Consider the following 16,495-nt stretch of genomic DNA (forward strand, 5'->3'; position numbering starts at 1 on the left):
TTGTTCAATTATAAAAATACTAACGAGAAAAAAGAATGATACGTATATAATAGGTGCAAAAAATTATATTTATATTTGCGAATCTTAATATTAAAGAAGTACAAAGAACGAAAAAAATGGAGAGTTTTGCAACACTTATACAAAATAGAAGAAGTACACGTAAGTTTACCGAACAACTACTTTCACCCGAGCAGGTAGAACAGATCTTGAAAGCGGCGTTGATGGCTCCGGCCTCAAAACGTAGTAATCCTTGGCAGTTCGTGGTCGTGGAAGATAAGGAAATGTTGAAGAAGCTTGCCGGGTGTAAGAAAAATGGTTCCGCCTTTTTGGAAGGTTGTGCCTTGGCCGTGGTTGTTTTGGCGAATGTGATGGAAAGTGATGTTTGGATCGAAGACGCTTCGGTCGCTTCTATTTATATGCAATTGCAAGCGGAGGATTTGGGATTGGGGAGTTGCTGGTGTCAGATCCGGAACCGGGTAACAGAGGACGAGGCGGATTCGAATAATTATGTTCGTTCGTTGCTGGATATCCCTTATCAATTGGATGTCTTGTCTATCATTGGTATCGGTTATAAGGATCAGGTTCGTAAGCCTTTTGATGAATCCCATTTACAATGGGAGAAGATACATATAGGAAAGTTCTCTCTTCCGGAAGAAAATAAAGAGGCAGGAGAATGAAAGTCGTATTTGTTGGTGCCGGAAACTTAGCTACCCGGCTTTCGTTGGAAATGCGTAAGTCCGGAATGAGTATCGGGCAAGTGTATAGCCACACAAGTGAGCATGCTAAGATTTTAGCCGATGAATTGGGATGTGGGTGGACTGTTGTCCCGGAAGAGATTGTGGAAGATGCCGACTTGTATGTTTTCTCTTTGAAAGATGCCGTGCTCCAAGATGTTATCGCCCGTGTAAAACCGAATAACGGTTTGTGGGTGCATACGGCGGGGAGTATGCCTATTTCTGTCTTTGAGGGTTTTACGGCTAGATGTGGGGTGATTTATCCGTTACAAACCTTTAGTAAGAGTAGGGAGGTGGATTTCAAGAACATACCGTTCTTTTTGGAAGCGAACTCGTCTGAAGATGAGAAGGTGCTGGGAGAGGTGGCTAGGGCACTCTCCTGTAATGTCCGTTTTCTCTCATCCGAGAAGCGAAAGAGCTTACATTTAGCGGCCGTTTTCGCTTGTAATTTTGCGAATCATATGTATGCGTTAGCTGAGAAGATCTTGGCGGAGCAAGAAATACCGGGAGAGGTCTTGCTGCCTTTGATAGACGAGACAGCCGCTAAGGTGCATGTGATGTCGCCGGCTCAGGCTCAAACGGGACCTGCTATGCGATATGACGAGAATGTGATAAACAAACATATGGCTATGCTTAAAGATCCGGATATGCGGAATCTATATGAGTTGATTAGCCGAAGTATACATAAGGAGGCTCAACAATGAGTAGTATAAACTATGATTTGACAAAAATAAAGGCTTTTGTTTTTGATGTAGACGGGGTATTATCTTGTGATGTGATTCCGCTTCATCCGAATGGCGACCCGATGCGTACTGTCAATATCAAGGATGGCTATGCCTTGCAATTGGCCGTAAAGAAAGGATATGAGGTCGCTATAATTACGGGCGGATATACGGAAGCCGTACAGATTCGTTTTTCTCGTTTGGGAATACAACATATCTATATGCGTAGTGCTGTAAAGGTACATGACTTTAAGGATTTCATGGAAAAAACAGGCTTGTCTTCTGAGCAAATCATGTATGCGGGTGATGACATTCCTGATTATGAGGTAATGACGCAAGTCGGGCTGCCGGTGGCGCCAGCGGATGCGGCACCGGAGATCAAGGAGATAGCGAAATATATATCCTCCCGGCGAGGTGGTGAAGGCGTAGCTAGGGACGTGATCGAGCAAACGATGCGGGCACAAGGACACTGGTTCGGCGAGGAGGCTTTTGGGTGGTAAAATTGAGGTGAATGTGTTATGCTTAATCGAATAGGTTATGTTAGAGAATTTAAAAAAGTACAAGATCGTCTTAGCCTCTAATTCTCCGAGACGACGGAATTTGTTATCTGGTCTGGATATCGACTTCGAGGTGAGAATAATTCCGGATATTGACGAGTCTTACCCGGATTCTATTGAATCCATGGAGATCCCTTTATATATTGCCCGTTCGAAAGCTGAGGCCTATAAATCGACTATGGCAGATGATGAATTGCTGATTACGGCGGACACGATCGTTTGGACGTTTGAGGGGGTTATGGGGAAGCCTGCGAACCGGGAGGAAGCCTATGCTATGCTTCATGCTTTGTCTGATCATGTACATCAGGTAATAACCGGTGTTTGTATCATGACGAAGAACAAGAATGTTGGTTTTTCCGTAGAATCTGCGGTTTGTTTCGCTAAATTGAGTGATGAGGAGATTAACTATTATTTGGATAAATATAAACCTTATGATAAAGCCGGTGGGTATGGTATTCAGGAATGGATCGGTTATATCGGGGTGGAGTCTATCAATGGTAGCTTTTATAACGTGATGGGATTACCTGTGCAAAAGCTTTATCAGGAATTGAAACATTTTTAATCTCAATTCAAGGTAAAGTATTTATCTTTCATATAATATTCTATCTGATTTAATGTGTGCGCTAAGGTTGGGGGAATCGGTAAGACGACTGGTTTCTCCAAATTCCATTCCGGGTCATTTATGATCATGTCGGATAGGCTGCTCTCATGTATTAAGATAAGGCGGGTAGAAGTTGAGGCTATGATCTTAAGGTTGGTGTTTTGCGCAAGTAATATGAAATGATCTTTTGTCACTTCCGCTATATGTGTCCCTTCTTGACTGTAAATAATAAGTTTCCCCGAAAATACGAAGATCAATAGATTATCCGTGGTTGCGGTATTAAACGGGGAATCTCCCGCTCTTAGTATTTTGCATTCAAGTTGATTTAGATAATGCTTCATGTAAGAACTTAGGGATTTTCGAGGATAGCCAATGTTTTTCTGTTAGGAAGGTATTCCAACATACCTTTTGAGTAGGTGACTTTCTGCTGTCCGTTGTTGTCTGCGTAAATAATGAAATACTCTATTTGGGGAATGGATTGTGCCAGTAGCTTCGCTTTCTCAACTCCCAAAACCATGAAAGTCGTAGCGTAAGCGTCTGCTGTCATGCAATCTTCCGCTACGATTGTTGCGCTAAGAATATTTTGTCCAGCAGGATAACCGGTCACCGGATTGATTATATGGGCATATTTCTTACCATCCTTGATGTAGAAGTTTCGATAGTCGCCGGAAGTGGCTACCCCCCCTTTTTTGCATAATTGCACGATCTCTTCCACATCATTTGTTACGCCGCTTGTCCCTATTTCTGGTTTGTTGATGCCCACTCGCCAACAGTCACCTTGTTGATTTACTCCTTTCATGGTGACCTCACCACCTATTTCTATCATGTAATTCTTTACGCCTTCCTTCTCTAGCAGGCGGGCGATAACATCGCAAGCATAACCTTTTGCGATAGAGGAACAATTCAATAGAATCCGGGGATCTTCTTTGATGATTTTCTTTCCTTCCAATCTTACTTTTTGATAACCGACAAAAGCCTTGATGCTATCGATCATCTGCGGGGTTACGCTATCCATCTTACTAAATCCGAATCCCCATAGATTAATTAATGGAGCACAAGTAATATCAAATGCGCCTCCTGATTTTTTGGAAATTTCCTCCGACTTATTGAATACCTCGGTGAACCATTCGTCTATCTCCACCTCCTCGTTATTATTGACTTTCGCGATCGTGGAGTTGGGATTGAAAGGATTTAAGGAGAGGTTAAAGCGTTGCAGCTCGCTGTCGATCTTATCGGTTAGGATTTGCTTGGCCTTATATTTGATGTGGTAACTTGTATGAAAAACAGAACCACTTTCTTCGAAATATTGGCCCTTGTCCGAGCAAGCCGTAAGCGATAAGATCAGCAGACTGACTACTGTGGTGATATTCTTGCGCATCTTTATGGAAATTTATGTCGCGAACTTACATAAAAAATTCCATATATGCCCCTTTCATGGGGGAGACACTATTGTGTGTATAAATATCAAGGATTCCTTTTTTTGTATTTTGACTCTGGTTTTATCCAATGTTCACGTCTTTCGGATAGGACCTTTTCTCTCTCTTCTGCGTTTCTCTCGATACCGTCGGTTCCGATTATGTCTAATCTTCTCGCCGGGCCTCGAGTTGCTCCAGAGAAACGGTCGTCGGTGATCAATGCCTAGCTAAAAAATACATGCTCTATCAAAATCTTTGTACCGATACCAATTAAGATCAAACCTCCGATGAGATCCAGTTTCAAGTCGATTCTCTTGCCGAACCGGTTACCGAAATAGACACCAAAGGCAGAGAGGGCGAAGGTGACAACACCTATCGTCGAGGCTTGCAACAAGAGCGGTGATTTCAAGATCGCTAGAGAGATTCCTACAGCGAGGGCATCAATACTTGTCGCTATTCCCAATCCGCATAATGTCCGGTTGCATAAAGGGTCGAATTTCCCATCTTCTTCCTCTTCCTTCGTGCTATCGTATATCATTTTCCCTCCTAAGTAAAGCAAGAGGGTAAATGCGATCCAATGGTCGAAGGCGCAAATGTATTTTTCGAATCCTAATCCCATCGTATAACCGATCACGGTCATTCCGGATTGGAATATACCGAGCACACCCGCTATCTTAATAATATTACCGGCGGTGCAGTTGTTCTTAAGAACTGCGCCGCCGGTAACTGATACTGCTAGACTATCCATAGATAAGCCTATCGCTAGTAACAGAACTTCAATGTATAACATACTAGAATGATTCCCGTTTAATGATTTCTTCTTTGGACTTACGTTTCTTTGGAGTCTCTTCGAACAGTGCCGCGTCATAAGGGTAACCGAACGGTATCAGTGCAACTGGCTCGATCGTTTCCGGAATTTTAAAATGTTTCTGGCAAAGCTCTATGTCGAAATTGCAAACCCAGCAAGTTCCCAATCCTTGTTCGGCAGCGGCTAAACAAATATGTTCCGTGGCGATAGCCGCATCGATATCCATATGATCCTTATGATCGTTTCGTTTCCAAGATTGCTGATGATCTCCGCAAATAATCAGGTAATAAGGTGCTTGTTTGAACCATTCCCGGGGATAGCATTCTTGTAATTTAGCTTTTCCTTCCGCACCTTGAACCAATATAAAATACCAAGGTTGGTAATTTACCGCCGAAGGAGCCAGACGAGCTGCTTCTAGGATATAATCAATCTTTTCTTGCTCTACGTTTTGGGATGCATATTTGCGGATAGAGCAACGTTTTTTCGCTAATTCTAGGAAACTCATATCTCATCCTCTATTTTATAGTTATTGCGATTCGGAGAATTACGGGAAATCAACTCCCCGATAAAGCCCGCTAGGAACATTTGGGTTCCCAGAATCATCGCTGTCAATGAAATATAGAAATAAGGGGAACTTGTAACCAAAGGCCTTAAATCTCCAGAGTACATCGAGATCAATTTCATGCTGAGTACGATTACTAGAGCGATAAAACCGATGAAGAACATTGCGCTTCCCCATAAACCGAAGAAGTGCATCGGTTTCTTTCCGAATTTGGAAGTAAACCAAAGCGTGATCAAATCCAGATAACCGTTTACGAAGCGATCCAACCCGAATTTAGTAGTTCCGTACTTGCGTGCTTGATGTTTTACTACTTTCTCGCCAATTTTGTGAAATCCGGCAATCTTAGCTAAATAAGGTATGTAACGGTGCATATCGTTATATACCTCTATATTTTTAATGACAATGTTCTTATACGCTTTCAATCCGCAATTGAAATCGTGCAAGTTCTTTATTCCCGAGAATTTACGAGCCGTAGCATTGAATAATTTCGTGGGGATCGTCTTGGACAGCGGGTCATACCTTTTCTTTTTCCAGCCGGATACCAGATCGTACCCGTCTTCGGTGATCATTCGGTAAAGCTCGGGTATCTCATCCGGGCTATCTTGCAGATCGGCGTCCATGGTAATGACCACGTCACCTTTAGCCCGTTGGAATCCGCAGTGCAATCCTGGTGACTTACCGTAATTACGACGGAACTTGATTCCTCGGACATGCGGAGAACGTTGCTTCAGCTCCTCGATCACTTCCCAGGAATTATCCGTACTGCCGTCATTCACGAAAATTACTTCGTAGGTATAATTATGTTCTTTCATCACCCGCTCTATCCACGAGAATAACTCGGGTAAAGATTCGGCTTCGTTATACAACGGGATAACAACTGATATATCCATTATTTGTCTGTAATTAACTTTTTTAGCGGTTTTCAGTGATGGAACCTGTCGAATTGTTCCTACACAAAAGAGCCGCTACCGGTATAGAAAGTATGATGCCGTAAAATACGTTATTAAATATTCCTTGTATAGCCATATGGATTGGCGAGATACGAATCTTGCTGAGCGAGTCGATCATCTCCGAGCTGACTTGGCTATCCTTTAGTACAGTCGTTAATTGCCCGATCGCATTTGCCACGAAATCAGGTGGAGCGATGAACTGATAGAAGACAAAGTATTCAAGCGAGACGATCAATGCGGCGAAAAAATACAACATCGTGCCGAATCTCCAAGCATGAAAGAAGCTGATTCTTCCACCAATGTCCTGCCGATATCTTTTCGTCATGTAGTAGGCAATGAAAGGGACAGCAAGCGTCAATAGCCAATAGACAAGACTTAAGGAGGGGACGGAAACGCTGAAGATGAAGAAGATATATTTCACGACCCAATATATGCCCATGGCCAAACCATAAGTCATGGCGCCTTTTAAAAGTAAATTCTTATTCTCTTCCATGATGCTGCAGTTTTGAATTCTTATCAGCAAAGTTAATATATTAATGCAAATGCGCAACTATATTATGCATAAAATGCGAAAAAGGAAGCCTACGTATAAGCTTCCTTCTTTAAAATTGTCTTATCTGAGCCTCTTGTCGGATTCGAACCAACGACCCCGAGATTACAAATCACGTGCTCTGGCCAACTGAGCTAAAGAGGCAGGTGGGTAAGCTTACTACATCGCGCCGCTACAACCAAGTACCCTTGCTGCGGTCAAGCCCTGGGGGATTCCGAGGGAGCATGCCGTGTAGGACTTACCCGGGTGCAAAAGTAGATATTATTTTTTACTTTACAAGCGTTTTCTTGGCCTTTCTTCGCTGTTCCCTCTTAAAACCTTGTGAATCTAGTTATTCTAGTGTTGTTAAAAAATGTGTACTTGTGATTCCTTCGGCTTTTGTAGGGTAATCTTGATGTCGTTCCCTCATTCCTTCATTCCTTCAAGCCTTTCTCACACGCGCACACAAGCATGCGCATACATATTAATGTGTGCTCAAAGATAAACAGGTGGCAAATCTTTTTTTTGCAACAACAGGAAATAATCAAGGTGTGTTATTAATTATGTACGCATGTACTCATGCGTGTGTGTGCAAGAGAAAGGTTTGAAGGAATGAAGGAATGAAGGAATGAGGGAAAAGCAGTACCGTCAGCGCCGATAAGCACTACTGGCATCGTCTTGCGCCGATACAGGCGTGACCCGATGCCAGTACAGGCATCCTTTCATGGCTATATCACGATATGGGGCGATTACCTTCTGTCTAGGCTGGGGGATCGTATTTCATGCCGATCTTCCTTTTTTATTTCGTCATTTTTGTTTTTCTTCGCGAAAAATATCAGAGAAGTGAATCTTATTATAGAACAAGGAAACACGTCATCAAAGGTCGCTGTCTATAAAAATGGGCAGATAAAAGCTTCTTTTGTATATAAAGAATTCGGTGTGTCTGTGGTTGCCGAGCTTTTCGGGAAATACGCTTTCTCGAAAGGGATTTTCTCTACGGTGGTAGATGCGGATGAGGAGTTGGTCGCTTTTTTGAGAAGTAAGCTTCAGTTTTTCGTGTTCTTGGACGAGAATGTGGCTTTACCGATCAAGGTGGAATATGAGACACCGAAAACGTTAGGCAAGGACCGTTTGGCCGCTGTCGTGGGGGCGAATTATTTGCAGCCGGGAAAAAACCTGTTGGTTATCGATGCCGGAACCGCTATCACGTATGAGATGATAGAAGCGTCGGGTGTCTTTTTGGGGGGGAATATCTCTCCGGGGATGACAACTCGTTTTCGAGCGTTGAATCATTTTACGAAGAAACTACCTTTGGTAACGGAAGAGGATGATATACCGCTTATCGGGACGAGTACGGAAACAGCTATCCAAGCGGGGGTAGTGAATGGGATTGTTTACGAGATGGACGGATATATTGATGAGCTGAAAATAAAATATCCGGATCTTTTGGTTTTTTTAACAGGCGGTCATTCGTTTTATTTTGAAAGACGGCTAAAAAACTCCATCTTTGCAGACATTAATTTAGTGTTGACAGGATTAAACAGAATCTTAGAGTATAATGTTGAAAATTAATAAGGTAGTAATAATAAGTTTTCTTATCTTTACACAATTGTCATTGTGGGCTCAAAATAACACGAACTCGCCTTATACGCGATTTGGATATGGAGAGTTGGGGGATCGATCTTTTGGTGCCGGAAGGGCAATGGGGGGAGTCGGTTATGGATTGAGGTCTTCTAAACAGATAAATCCCTTAAATCCTGCTTCTTATAGTTGCATGGATTCGTTGACATTTCTTTTTGATTTTGGTGCGTCCGGTCAAGTGTCTTGGTTCTATGACGGTACGAACAAGCAACGGCAGATGAATGGAAACGTGGAGTATATCGCCATGCAATTTCCGATCACCCGGCGTTTTGCGATGAGTATAGGTTTGTTGCCTTATTCGTATGTAGGATATGATTTCGGCGAGAACCGTACCGAAGGCGGTTTAAGTTGGGGGGAAAGCTTTAGTGGCGAAGGTGGCTTAAGCGATGCCTATTTAGGACTCTCCTATGATATTTGGAAGAAACGTCTTTCCATTGGGATGAACGCTGGATTTTTATTTGGAAATATAACACACTCCCGTAACTTGATTTTCCCTAGTTCGACAGGAGCGGACGACGTGTATAGAAATCAACGTTATGAGATTCGTGATTTAAAGTTAGATTTTGGTATTCAATATACGCACCCTTTGAGTAAGACGGAGCATGTCACGGTAGGTTTCGTTTATTCTCCCGGGAAGAAGTTGAATACGACTGTGTATGATACTCAACTTGTCGGTTCTTCGGCTGCATCCGGATATACAAGAAACGATACGATTAAGAATTATCGGTTTGATATGCCGAACTCTTATGGAGCAGGTATCTCTTATGTGAAGGAGAATCGGTTGACGTTAGCCGCGGATTTCTTATATGAAGACTGGGCTAACGCTTATTTTGATAACGAGAAAGGCCAATTCAAGAATCGTACACGTGTAGCGGCTGGTGCCGAGTTTATTCCTCGTTATGATAATCGTAATTATCTGGGACGTATCAGATACCGTGCCGGTTTTCATTATAGCAATTCGTATTTAAGGGTAAGTCGCTCCGAAGAGAATGGTTATAAAGGACATGGTTATAATGAATATGGGGCGAGTGTCGGTTTCGGGTTTCCTTTGATCGATAACCGTTCATTAGTGAACCTATCGTTTGAATACGTGAAGATCCGTCCGGAATTACGTACAATGATTGATGAGCAGTATTTCCGGTTTACAGTGAACTATACATTTAACGAATTATGGTTTTTTAAACGAAAAGTGGATTAAACCGGGAATGGGCGAAAGGGTCTAATGAGTATGAAACTTTTTTGAAGGAATATAAAATTGTAGCTAACTTTAATAGAAAGAGATATGAAGATCAAAGTTTTATTACTAGCGCTTGGATGTACTATGGGTACGTTGGGTGCTTATGCGCAGAAAGGAGTAGATAATGGTACACAGTTCGGTTCTGGTGAGGATAGCGTGCGTTGTATTACCAATATCAGCTTGTTTGTTCCTTACGCGAAAGCCGGAAACTTCAAAGATGCCTATGATTTCTGGAAGATCGTGTACGATGAGTGTCCTGCCGCTACAAAAGATATCTATTTGTACGGTGTGAGAATTATGGGCTGGAAGGTCGCCCAAGAGAAAGATCCCGCTAAGAAGAAAGCGCTTATTGATGATTTGATGGCCGTTTATGATAAGCGTGTCAAGTACTTTGGAAACGATCGCCGATATGGAAAGGATTGGATCGTGGCTCGTAAAGTTCAAGATTATTTTGCACAGACAGGTGATAACGCTGATTATAACCAAGCTTATAGTTGGTTGAAAGAAATTGTGGACGAGAAGGGCGAGAATACGGAGGCTCTAGGTCTTTCATTGTATGCTTTTGCGTCTATGAAGAAAATGGTGAACGATCCGAATTTCAAGGAACAATATATCCAAGATTATTTGAAGGCTTCCGGGGGGTTAGAGACTCAGTTGAAGGCTGCCCAGGCAGCGAATAACCAAAAAGAGGCTGACGCAGTGACTGCGTACAAGTCTGGCGTAGATAACGCTTTCGCAAACAGTGGCGCAGCGGATTGTGAGACTTTGCAAGGTCTATATGCTGCAAAGATCGAGGAGAACAAGGATAATTTGGAATACTTGAAGCAAGTGGTCTCTTTGTTGAGAAGAATGCGTTGCCAAGAAATTGACGCTTACTTTGCCGCTTCCGGTTATGCTTATAAATTGGAGCCTAGCGCTGACGCTGCTCTTGGTTTAGGAAAGCAAGCTGTAAAGGCTAAGGACTACGATACGGCTATCAAGTATTTTGAGGAAGCTGCTAATTTGGAAACAGAAAACTCTGCGAAGGCTGATGATTATTACATGATCGCTTTGCTTTTATTCGAGCAAAATTCTTATTCTAAAGCTAGACAATATTGTCAGAAATCGGCTGAGATGAATCCTGCTTCTGGAGCTCCTTATCTGTTGATCGGTAAGATGTATGCGGCTACGGTTAAGTCTGCTTATCCGAATGATGGTGTGTTGGCGAGAGCTGCTTATAATGCCGCTATTGATAAATTTGAGAAAGCGAAACAAGTAGATCCGAGTGTTGCAGAAGAGGCTAATGCTTTGATTTCATCTTATCGTGCTCACCTTCCTTCTACGGAGGAGATCTTTATGCATCCGGATTTGGAAAAGGGAAAACCTTTCACTGTCGGTGGTTGGATCGGAGAGCGTACAACGATTCGGTAATTATGATAGGACATCGTTTTCATTGTAAAACGGAAAATATGAGCATAACAACTACCTTCGTGGTGGTTGTTATGCTTCTTTTGTTTTCTGCCTCTTGCGGCAAGGAGCATAAGGAGGTGGTTGATGTTGAGTTTGATCCGGATAAGACTTATACGATGAAGGCTACGGATGTATCCTCTTTGATCTCCGATTCGGGTATCACGAGATATCGCTTGAAAGCGAAAGAATGGCAGATCTATGGGAAAGCGGCGGAGCCTCATTGGTATTTCCCTGAGGGGATCTATGTGGAGAAATTCGATACCTTGTTCCAGACAGAAGCGAGTATTAAGGCGGATACAGCCTATTATTATGATAAAAAAGGGCTTTGGGAGCTGATCGGTAATGTTGAGGTGGAAAGTTTGCAGGGAGAACATTTTGAGACTTCCCAATTGTTCTGGGACCAGAAGCAAGAGAAGGTTTATTCCGATAAGTATATGCGTATTGAGCAAGAAGATAAGATCATAACAGGTATAGGGTTTGAGTCGAACCAAAATATGACTCGGTATAAGATATTTAACTCACAAGGTATTTTCCCGATGAGTGATGCCCCGGCCGATACGGCACGGACAGCGCAAGGAGACAGTACCTGGGTAGATGTGTCACAAATAGATTCAATAAAAAGTAATTAAGGTGGGGACGCTGACTTACATTTTAATTTCCCTCGCATTTTCCGCATTCTTTTCCGGGATGGAGATTGCTTTTATCTCCTCCAATAAGCTTCGTTTCGAGCTGGATAAGAAGGAACGTAGTCTATCCAGTAAGATACTGGGTATTTTCTATCGTAATCCAAATTTGTTTATTTCTACCATGTTGGTAGGAAATAATATTGCGCTGGTCGTTTATGGTCTTCAGATGGCAATCGTGTTGGAGCCGTTTATAGCCAAGGTGGTTGCGAATGAGGCATTGATCGTTTTTATCCAATCCGTGATATCTACGATCTTGATCTTGTTTGCCGGAGAGTTTATTCCCAAGACCATATTTAAGTTGAATCCTAATTTATCACTCAATATATTTGCGATACCATTATTTATTGTATATATCATTCTGTATCCGGTTTCCAAGCTCTCATCCCTGCTATCTTTTTTGATTTTGCAGTTAGGGGGCGTGAAGAACTTGAAAAGTTCGCCTCAGGTATTAGGCAAGGTAGACTTGGATTATTTTATACAGCAAAGTCTGGAAGATGCACCTCAAAATTCGGATATGGATACGGAGGTTAAGATTTTCCAGAATGCCTTAGATTTCTCGAATGTCCGTTTGAGGGATTGTATCGTGCCCCGGACGGAGATCGTAGCCTGCGATACGTCGGTTACGATAGAGGAATTGCGTTCTAAGTTTATCGAGACGGGACTTTCGAAAATATTGGTGTATAACGAGAATATTGACGACATTATCGGATATATCCATTCTTCCGAGCTTTTCAAGAATCCGGAGGATTGGACTCAGCATATCCGTAGTGTATCGATCGTTCCGGAGACGATGGCTGCGAATAAATTGATGAAACTGCTGATGCAAGAGAAGAAGAGCTTGGCTGTTGTCGTGGATGAGTTTGGTGGTACGTCGGGTATCGTGACACTTGAGGATTTGGTGGAGGAAATTTTTGGAGAGATTGAGGATGAGCATGATATGAAGTCGCATGTGGCTAAAAAAGTATCGGACAATGAGTACTTGCTGTCGGGTAGGATGGAGATTGATACTTTGAACGAAATGTTCGGGTTGGATCTTCCGGAGTCGGATGATTATGTTACCATCGCCGGTTTTATCTTGCACTTCTATCAAAAATTTCCGAAATTGAACGAAACCGTCCAAATCGATAAATATTCGTTTAAGTTAATCAAAGTAACGGCCACGAAGATTGAACTTGTACGTATGAAAGTAGGGATTTGATAAAAAAAAGGATTATATGCTGTGGAATTTCCTTTTTTTCATATCTTTGTGCCCTTAAAATGTGAAATAATAAACTTTAAAAAATAATAAAGATAAATGGCTACGCTGGAAAAAATTAGAAGCAAAGCAGGACTGCTGGTACTCGTGGTGGGTTTGGCATTGTTCGCTTTTATCATTGGAGACTTTTTAAACTCTGGTTCTACTTATTTTAGGCAATCACAGGAACGGATCGCCGAGATTGATGGAGAGGTTGTAAAAATTCAAGATTATCAAGGTCGTGTCGATGAGATGGTCGAGATGTATAAGATGCAATCCGGTTCAGCCAGCCTGCCCGAGGAATATATGACACAGATTCGCCAGTCCGTATTCGATGCGATGGTACAAGAGGTCGTATTGGACGAGGCTACTGCTAAATTAGGTATGGGAGTAAGTCCGGAAGAATTGTTTGATATGGTTCAAGGTGAAAATATCTCTCCGTTGATCCAACAAATGCAAATGTTTACGAATCCTCAGACAGGTGCTTTTGATAAGGCTGCTTTGTTGAATTTCTTGAAACAAATCGATTCCGATAATATCGCTAGCTATCCGGCAGATCAACAGGCACAGTTGATTCAAGCTAAGAACTTCTGGTTGTTTTGGGAGAAGAACATCAAACGTCAACGTTTGGAGCAAAAATATACGACATTATTAAGCAAGGCTATTTCTGCGAATTCATTAGATGCAAAGGAAGCTTATAATGATAATGCCGAGAATTCGGATATCATTTATGCTATGCAATCATATGCTACGATTCCGGATTCAACGATTGAGGTAAGCAAGAGCGAGATCGAGAAATTATATAACCAACGTAAGGAGCTTTATAGACAAAAAGAATCTAAGGTAATTAAATATATCGCCGTAGATATCCGTCCGAGTAAAGAGGATTATGATAAGGCGCAGGTCGAGATCGAGAGCTTGAAAGAGGAGCTAGCTACTTCTGAAAGAGTGGCTGATGTAGTAAACGAGAACTCTGAGGTTCCTTATGTTGACGCTTTCTTCACGGAGAAGGCTTTGGATCCGGAGATGAAACAATTCGCTACGACTTCTGAGGTTGGTGCTGTTTATGGTCCTGTATTCGAGAATGACAAATACAGAATGTTTAAGCTAGTCGATAAGACGGTCGCTCCGGATTCAGTAAAAGTTAGCCACATCATGTTGGCCGGTAAATCTGAGGCTGAGACAACAGCTTTGGCTGATAGTTTGATGGGAGCGTTGAAAGGTGGTGCTAATTTCGCTGAATTAGCTAAGAAATACTCAGCGGACCAAGCCGCCGAGAATGGTGGTGAACTAGGTTGGTTTACAGAGGTTACCGCTTTGAGAGGTGTGAATGATGATTTCAAGAAGGCTGTCTTCTCAACTTCATTGAATGAGGTAGCGGTTGTGAAATCTTTATATGGTACTCACCTTGTAAAAGTAACAGAGAAAACTGGAAATGTAGAAAAATATAAGATCGCTGATATCGACATGACTGTATCTCCTAGTTCTAAGACCTATAGCGACATCTACAATGAGCTGAATCAGTTCGTATCGAAGAACAACTCTATGGCTAAATTGGAGGAGAATGCGAAGGAAGCCGGTTATAATTTGATTTCAGGTGCAACGGTTACTACGGATGATCAATTGTTAGGTTCTATTAAGAATTCACGTCCGGTAATTCGTTGGGCGTTCCAGAACGATAAAGGTTCTATCTCTGAGATCTTCGAATGTAGTGATAAATTTGTTGTGGCTGCTGTAGAAGGAAGCATATCCGAGGGGTATCGTCCGGTTGATATGGTCGCTCCGGCTTTGAGAGCTGAATTGGCTGCTCAAAAGAAAGGCGATAAGATCGCTCAGGAATTGGCTTCTAAGAATTTGACTTCAGTTGAGGCATATGCTGAAACGATGGGCTCTTCTGTAGATTCAGTTAAGTTCGTGAACTTTGGTACTCGCCGTATTGCCGGTATCGGTATCGAACCGAATTTGAATGCTATGGTTTCTATGGCTCAAGTTGACCAAGTAAGTGCTCCGGTTAAAGGTAACAACGGTGTCTATGTGTTCAAAGTATATGCGAGAAATAAAGATGGTAAAGAGTTCAATGAGGCTGAGGAAATTCGTGCGTTGGATGCTTCGAACGCATATCGTGTAGGATTCCAAGCTATCCAATCTATGGTTAACAACGCTAAGGTGGAAGACAACCGTATCCGTTTCTATTAATTAAAGAATATTTCTACTTAAGATAAAAGGTCCCCTGTTTTGTTGTCAAAATAAATATATCTTGACAACAAAACAGGGGATCTTTAATTTTATGGAATATTTCTCGTACTTTTGCGAATAAGAAAACATTGATAGCATGGTTGACAAAAGACAATTATTAGGGATGACCTTGGAGGAACTGAAAGGTGTAGCGTCTGAGGTAGGTCTTCCTGCATATGCGGCTAAGCAAATGGCCGATTGGATTTATAAGAAGAAAATAACCCGGATTTCGGAGATGACGAATATAGCGGTAGCCAAACGTGCCTTATTGGAGGATTCATTCGAGGTTGGGGCCTATCTGCCATCTGAATATCAAAAGTCGAAAGACGGTACGATCAAATATCTATATGCTGCCGGACCGGGGCGTTTTGTTGAGTCTGTTTATATTCCTACGGATGACCGGGCGACGCTTTGTGTCTCTTCTCAAGTCGGATGCAAAATGAATTGCCTGTTTTGTATGACGGGAAAACAAGGTTTCACGGCGAACCTGACAGCAAACCAGATATTGAACCAGATCCAGTCTTTGCCGGAAAACGATTCATTGACGAATATCGTTTTCATGGGAATGGGGGAACCTCTGGATAACGTAGACGAGCTTTTCAAGGTTTTGGAAATACTCACGGCCCCGTATGGGTATGCGTGGAGTCCGAAGCGTATCACGGTTTCAACTGTCGGTGTGACGAAAGGTTTGAAACGCTTCTTAGAGGAGAGCGAATGTCATCTGGCCGTAAGTCTGCATTCTCCCTATCCTATGGAACGTCTTTCCTTGATGCCGGTTGAAAAGGCATTCCCAGCGAGAGAGGTGATCGGTTTAATCAAACAATATGATTTTTCGCATCAACGACGGGTCTCTTTTGAATACATTGTTTTTAAAAATTTGAACGATAGCTTGAAACATGCCGAAGCTTTGAGTTGTTTATTAGGAGGAATTCCTTGTCGGGTAAACTTGATCCGTTTTCATGCGATACCGAATGTGTCTTTAGAGACTTCCGATATCGCTAAAATGGAGATGTTCCGGGATTTCTTAAACGCCAAAGGAGTTGTATGTACGATAAGGGCATCACGAGGAGAGGATATTTTCGCTGCCTGTGGAATGCTTTCTACCGCAAAAAATGTTACATTTGTATAATATAAA

17 protein-coding genes and 1 tRNA gene are annotated in these 16,495 nt (G+C 42.3%); 11 read left to right on the forward strand and 7 right to left on the reverse strand.

Going from position 1 to position 16,495, the window contains the following annotated elements:
- The first annotated feature begins 116 nt into the window (after positions 1–116).
- The 4 genes from E5342_RS07365 to E5342_RS07380 are packed head-to-tail and all read left to right on the forward strand — an operon-like array spanning position 117 to position 2,575.
- Entirely contained in the window at positions 117–677 is a 561-nt protein-coding gene (locus E5342_RS07365; protein WP_135959123.1) for a nitroreductase family protein, read from the forward strand.
- Positions 674–1,438, forward strand: a complete 765-nt coding sequence (locus E5342_RS07370) for a Rossmann-like and DUF2520 domain-containing protein (RefSeq protein WP_121736099.1) — start codon at positions 674–676, stop codon at positions 1,436–1,438. The genes E5342_RS07365 and E5342_RS07370 overlap by 4 nt, the downstream gene beginning before the upstream one ends.
- On the forward strand, positions 1,435–1,956 hold the full coding sequence (locus E5342_RS07375; protein ID WP_121736100.1) for a KdsC family phosphatase: 522 nt from the start codon (positions 1,435–1,437) through the stop codon (positions 1,954–1,956). The genes E5342_RS07370 and E5342_RS07375 overlap by 4 nt, the downstream gene beginning before the upstream one ends.
- A 37-nt stretch (positions 1,957–1,993) precedes the next feature.
- Positions 1,994–2,575 carry a Maf-like protein gene (locus tag E5342_RS07380; protein ID WP_121736101.1) on the forward strand — a complete coding sequence of 194 codons (582 nt, stop codon included), beginning with the start codon at positions 1,994–1,996 and terminating at the stop codon, positions 2,573–2,575.
- A 2-nt stretch (positions 2,576–2,577) separates the two neighbouring features.
- Here the strand turns inward: E5342_RS07380 and E5342_RS07385 are convergent, their stop codons facing one another.
- The 7 genes from E5342_RS07385 to E5342_RS07420 form a co-directional block, all read right to left on the reverse strand.
- A complete protein-coding gene (locus tag E5342_RS07385; protein ID WP_121736102.1) occupies positions 2,578–2,955 on the reverse strand; it encodes a hypothetical protein in 378 nt (125 codons plus the stop codon).
- A gap of 8 nt (positions 2,956–2,963) precedes the next feature.
- Positions 2,964–3,992 carry an FAD:protein FMN transferase gene (locus E5342_RS07390; RefSeq protein WP_135959124.1) on the reverse strand — a complete coding sequence of 343 codons (1,029 nt, stop codon included), beginning with the start codon at positions 3,990–3,992 and terminating at the stop codon, positions 2,964–2,966.
- 260 nt (positions 3,993–4,252) lie between these two features.
- Entirely contained in the window at positions 4,253–4,819 is a 567-nt protein-coding gene (locus E5342_RS07400; protein WP_121736104.1) for a manganese efflux pump MntP, read from the reverse strand.
- Between the two features lies 1 nt (position 4,820).
- A complete protein-coding gene (locus E5342_RS07405) occupies positions 4,821–5,342 on the reverse strand; it encodes a nitroreductase family protein (protein ID WP_121736105.1) in 522 nt (173 codons plus the stop codon).
- Positions 5,339–6,289 carry a glycosyltransferase family 2 protein gene (locus E5342_RS07410; RefSeq protein WP_121736106.1) on the reverse strand — a complete coding sequence of 317 codons (951 nt, stop codon included), beginning with the start codon at positions 6,287–6,289 and terminating at the stop codon, positions 5,339–5,341. The genes E5342_RS07405 and E5342_RS07410 overlap by 4 nt, the downstream gene beginning before the upstream one ends.
- 22 nt (positions 6,290–6,311) lie before the next feature.
- Positions 6,312–6,842: a DUF4199 domain-containing protein gene (locus tag E5342_RS07415; RefSeq protein ID WP_121736107.1), complete on the reverse strand. Its 531-nt coding sequence runs from the start codon at positions 6,840–6,842 to the stop codon at positions 6,312–6,314.
- A 127-nt stretch (positions 6,843–6,969) separates the two neighbouring features.
- Positions 6,970–7,043: transfer RNA gene (locus E5342_RS07420), tRNA-Thr, on the reverse strand.
- A 687-nt stretch (positions 7,044–7,730) separates the two neighbouring features.
- Here E5342_RS07420 and E5342_RS07425 point away from each other — a divergent pair.
- From E5342_RS07425 to rlmN, 7 genes are all read left to right on the forward strand, one after another.
- A complete protein-coding gene (locus E5342_RS07425) occupies positions 7,731–8,450 on the forward strand; it encodes a type III pantothenate kinase (protein WP_246867074.1) in 720 nt (239 codons plus the stop codon).
- Positions 8,437–9,717: a hypothetical protein gene (locus E5342_RS07430; RefSeq protein WP_135959125.1), complete on the forward strand. Its 1,281-nt coding sequence runs from the start codon at positions 8,437–8,439 to the stop codon at positions 9,715–9,717. The genes E5342_RS07425 and E5342_RS07430 overlap by 14 nt, the downstream gene beginning before the upstream one ends.
- A gap of 84 nt (positions 9,718–9,801) precedes the next feature.
- Positions 9,802–11,166, forward strand: a complete 1,365-nt coding sequence (locus tag E5342_RS07435; RefSeq protein WP_121736109.1) for a tetratricopeptide repeat protein — start codon at positions 9,802–9,804, stop codon at positions 11,164–11,166.
- A 2-nt stretch (positions 11,167–11,168) separates the two neighbouring features.
- The gene (gene lptC, locus E5342_RS07440; protein ID WP_135959126.1) at positions 11,169–11,834 is read left to right on the forward strand and encodes an LPS export ABC transporter periplasmic protein LptC; all 666 of its coding nucleotides are present in this window, start codon (positions 11,169–11,171) and stop codon (positions 11,832–11,834) included.
- 1 nt (position 11,835) lies between these two features.
- Positions 11,836–13,089, forward strand: coding sequence for a hemolysin family protein (locus tag E5342_RS07445; protein ID WP_121736111.1), 1,254 nt, complete (start codon positions 11,836–11,838; stop codon positions 13,087–13,089).
- Positions 13,090–13,185: 96 nt separating this feature from the next.
- The gene (locus tag E5342_RS07450) at positions 13,186–15,321 is read left to right on the forward strand and encodes a SurA N-terminal domain-containing protein (protein WP_121736112.1); all 2,136 of its coding nucleotides are present in this window, start codon (positions 13,186–13,188) and stop codon (positions 15,319–15,321) included.
- 136 nt (positions 15,322–15,457) lie between these two features.
- The gene (gene rlmN, locus E5342_RS07455; RefSeq protein WP_135959127.1) at positions 15,458–16,489 is read left to right on the forward strand and encodes a 23S rRNA (adenine(2503)-C(2))-methyltransferase RlmN; all 1,032 of its coding nucleotides are present in this window, start codon (positions 15,458–15,460) and stop codon (positions 16,487–16,489) included.
- Positions 16,490–16,495 lie beyond the last annotated feature (6 nt).

It is taken from the genome of Parabacteroides distasonis (genome assembly GCF_004793765.1).
Classification (GTDB): Bacteria; Bacteroidota; Bacteroidia; order Bacteroidales; family Tannerellaceae; genus Parabacteroides; species Parabacteroides distasonis_A.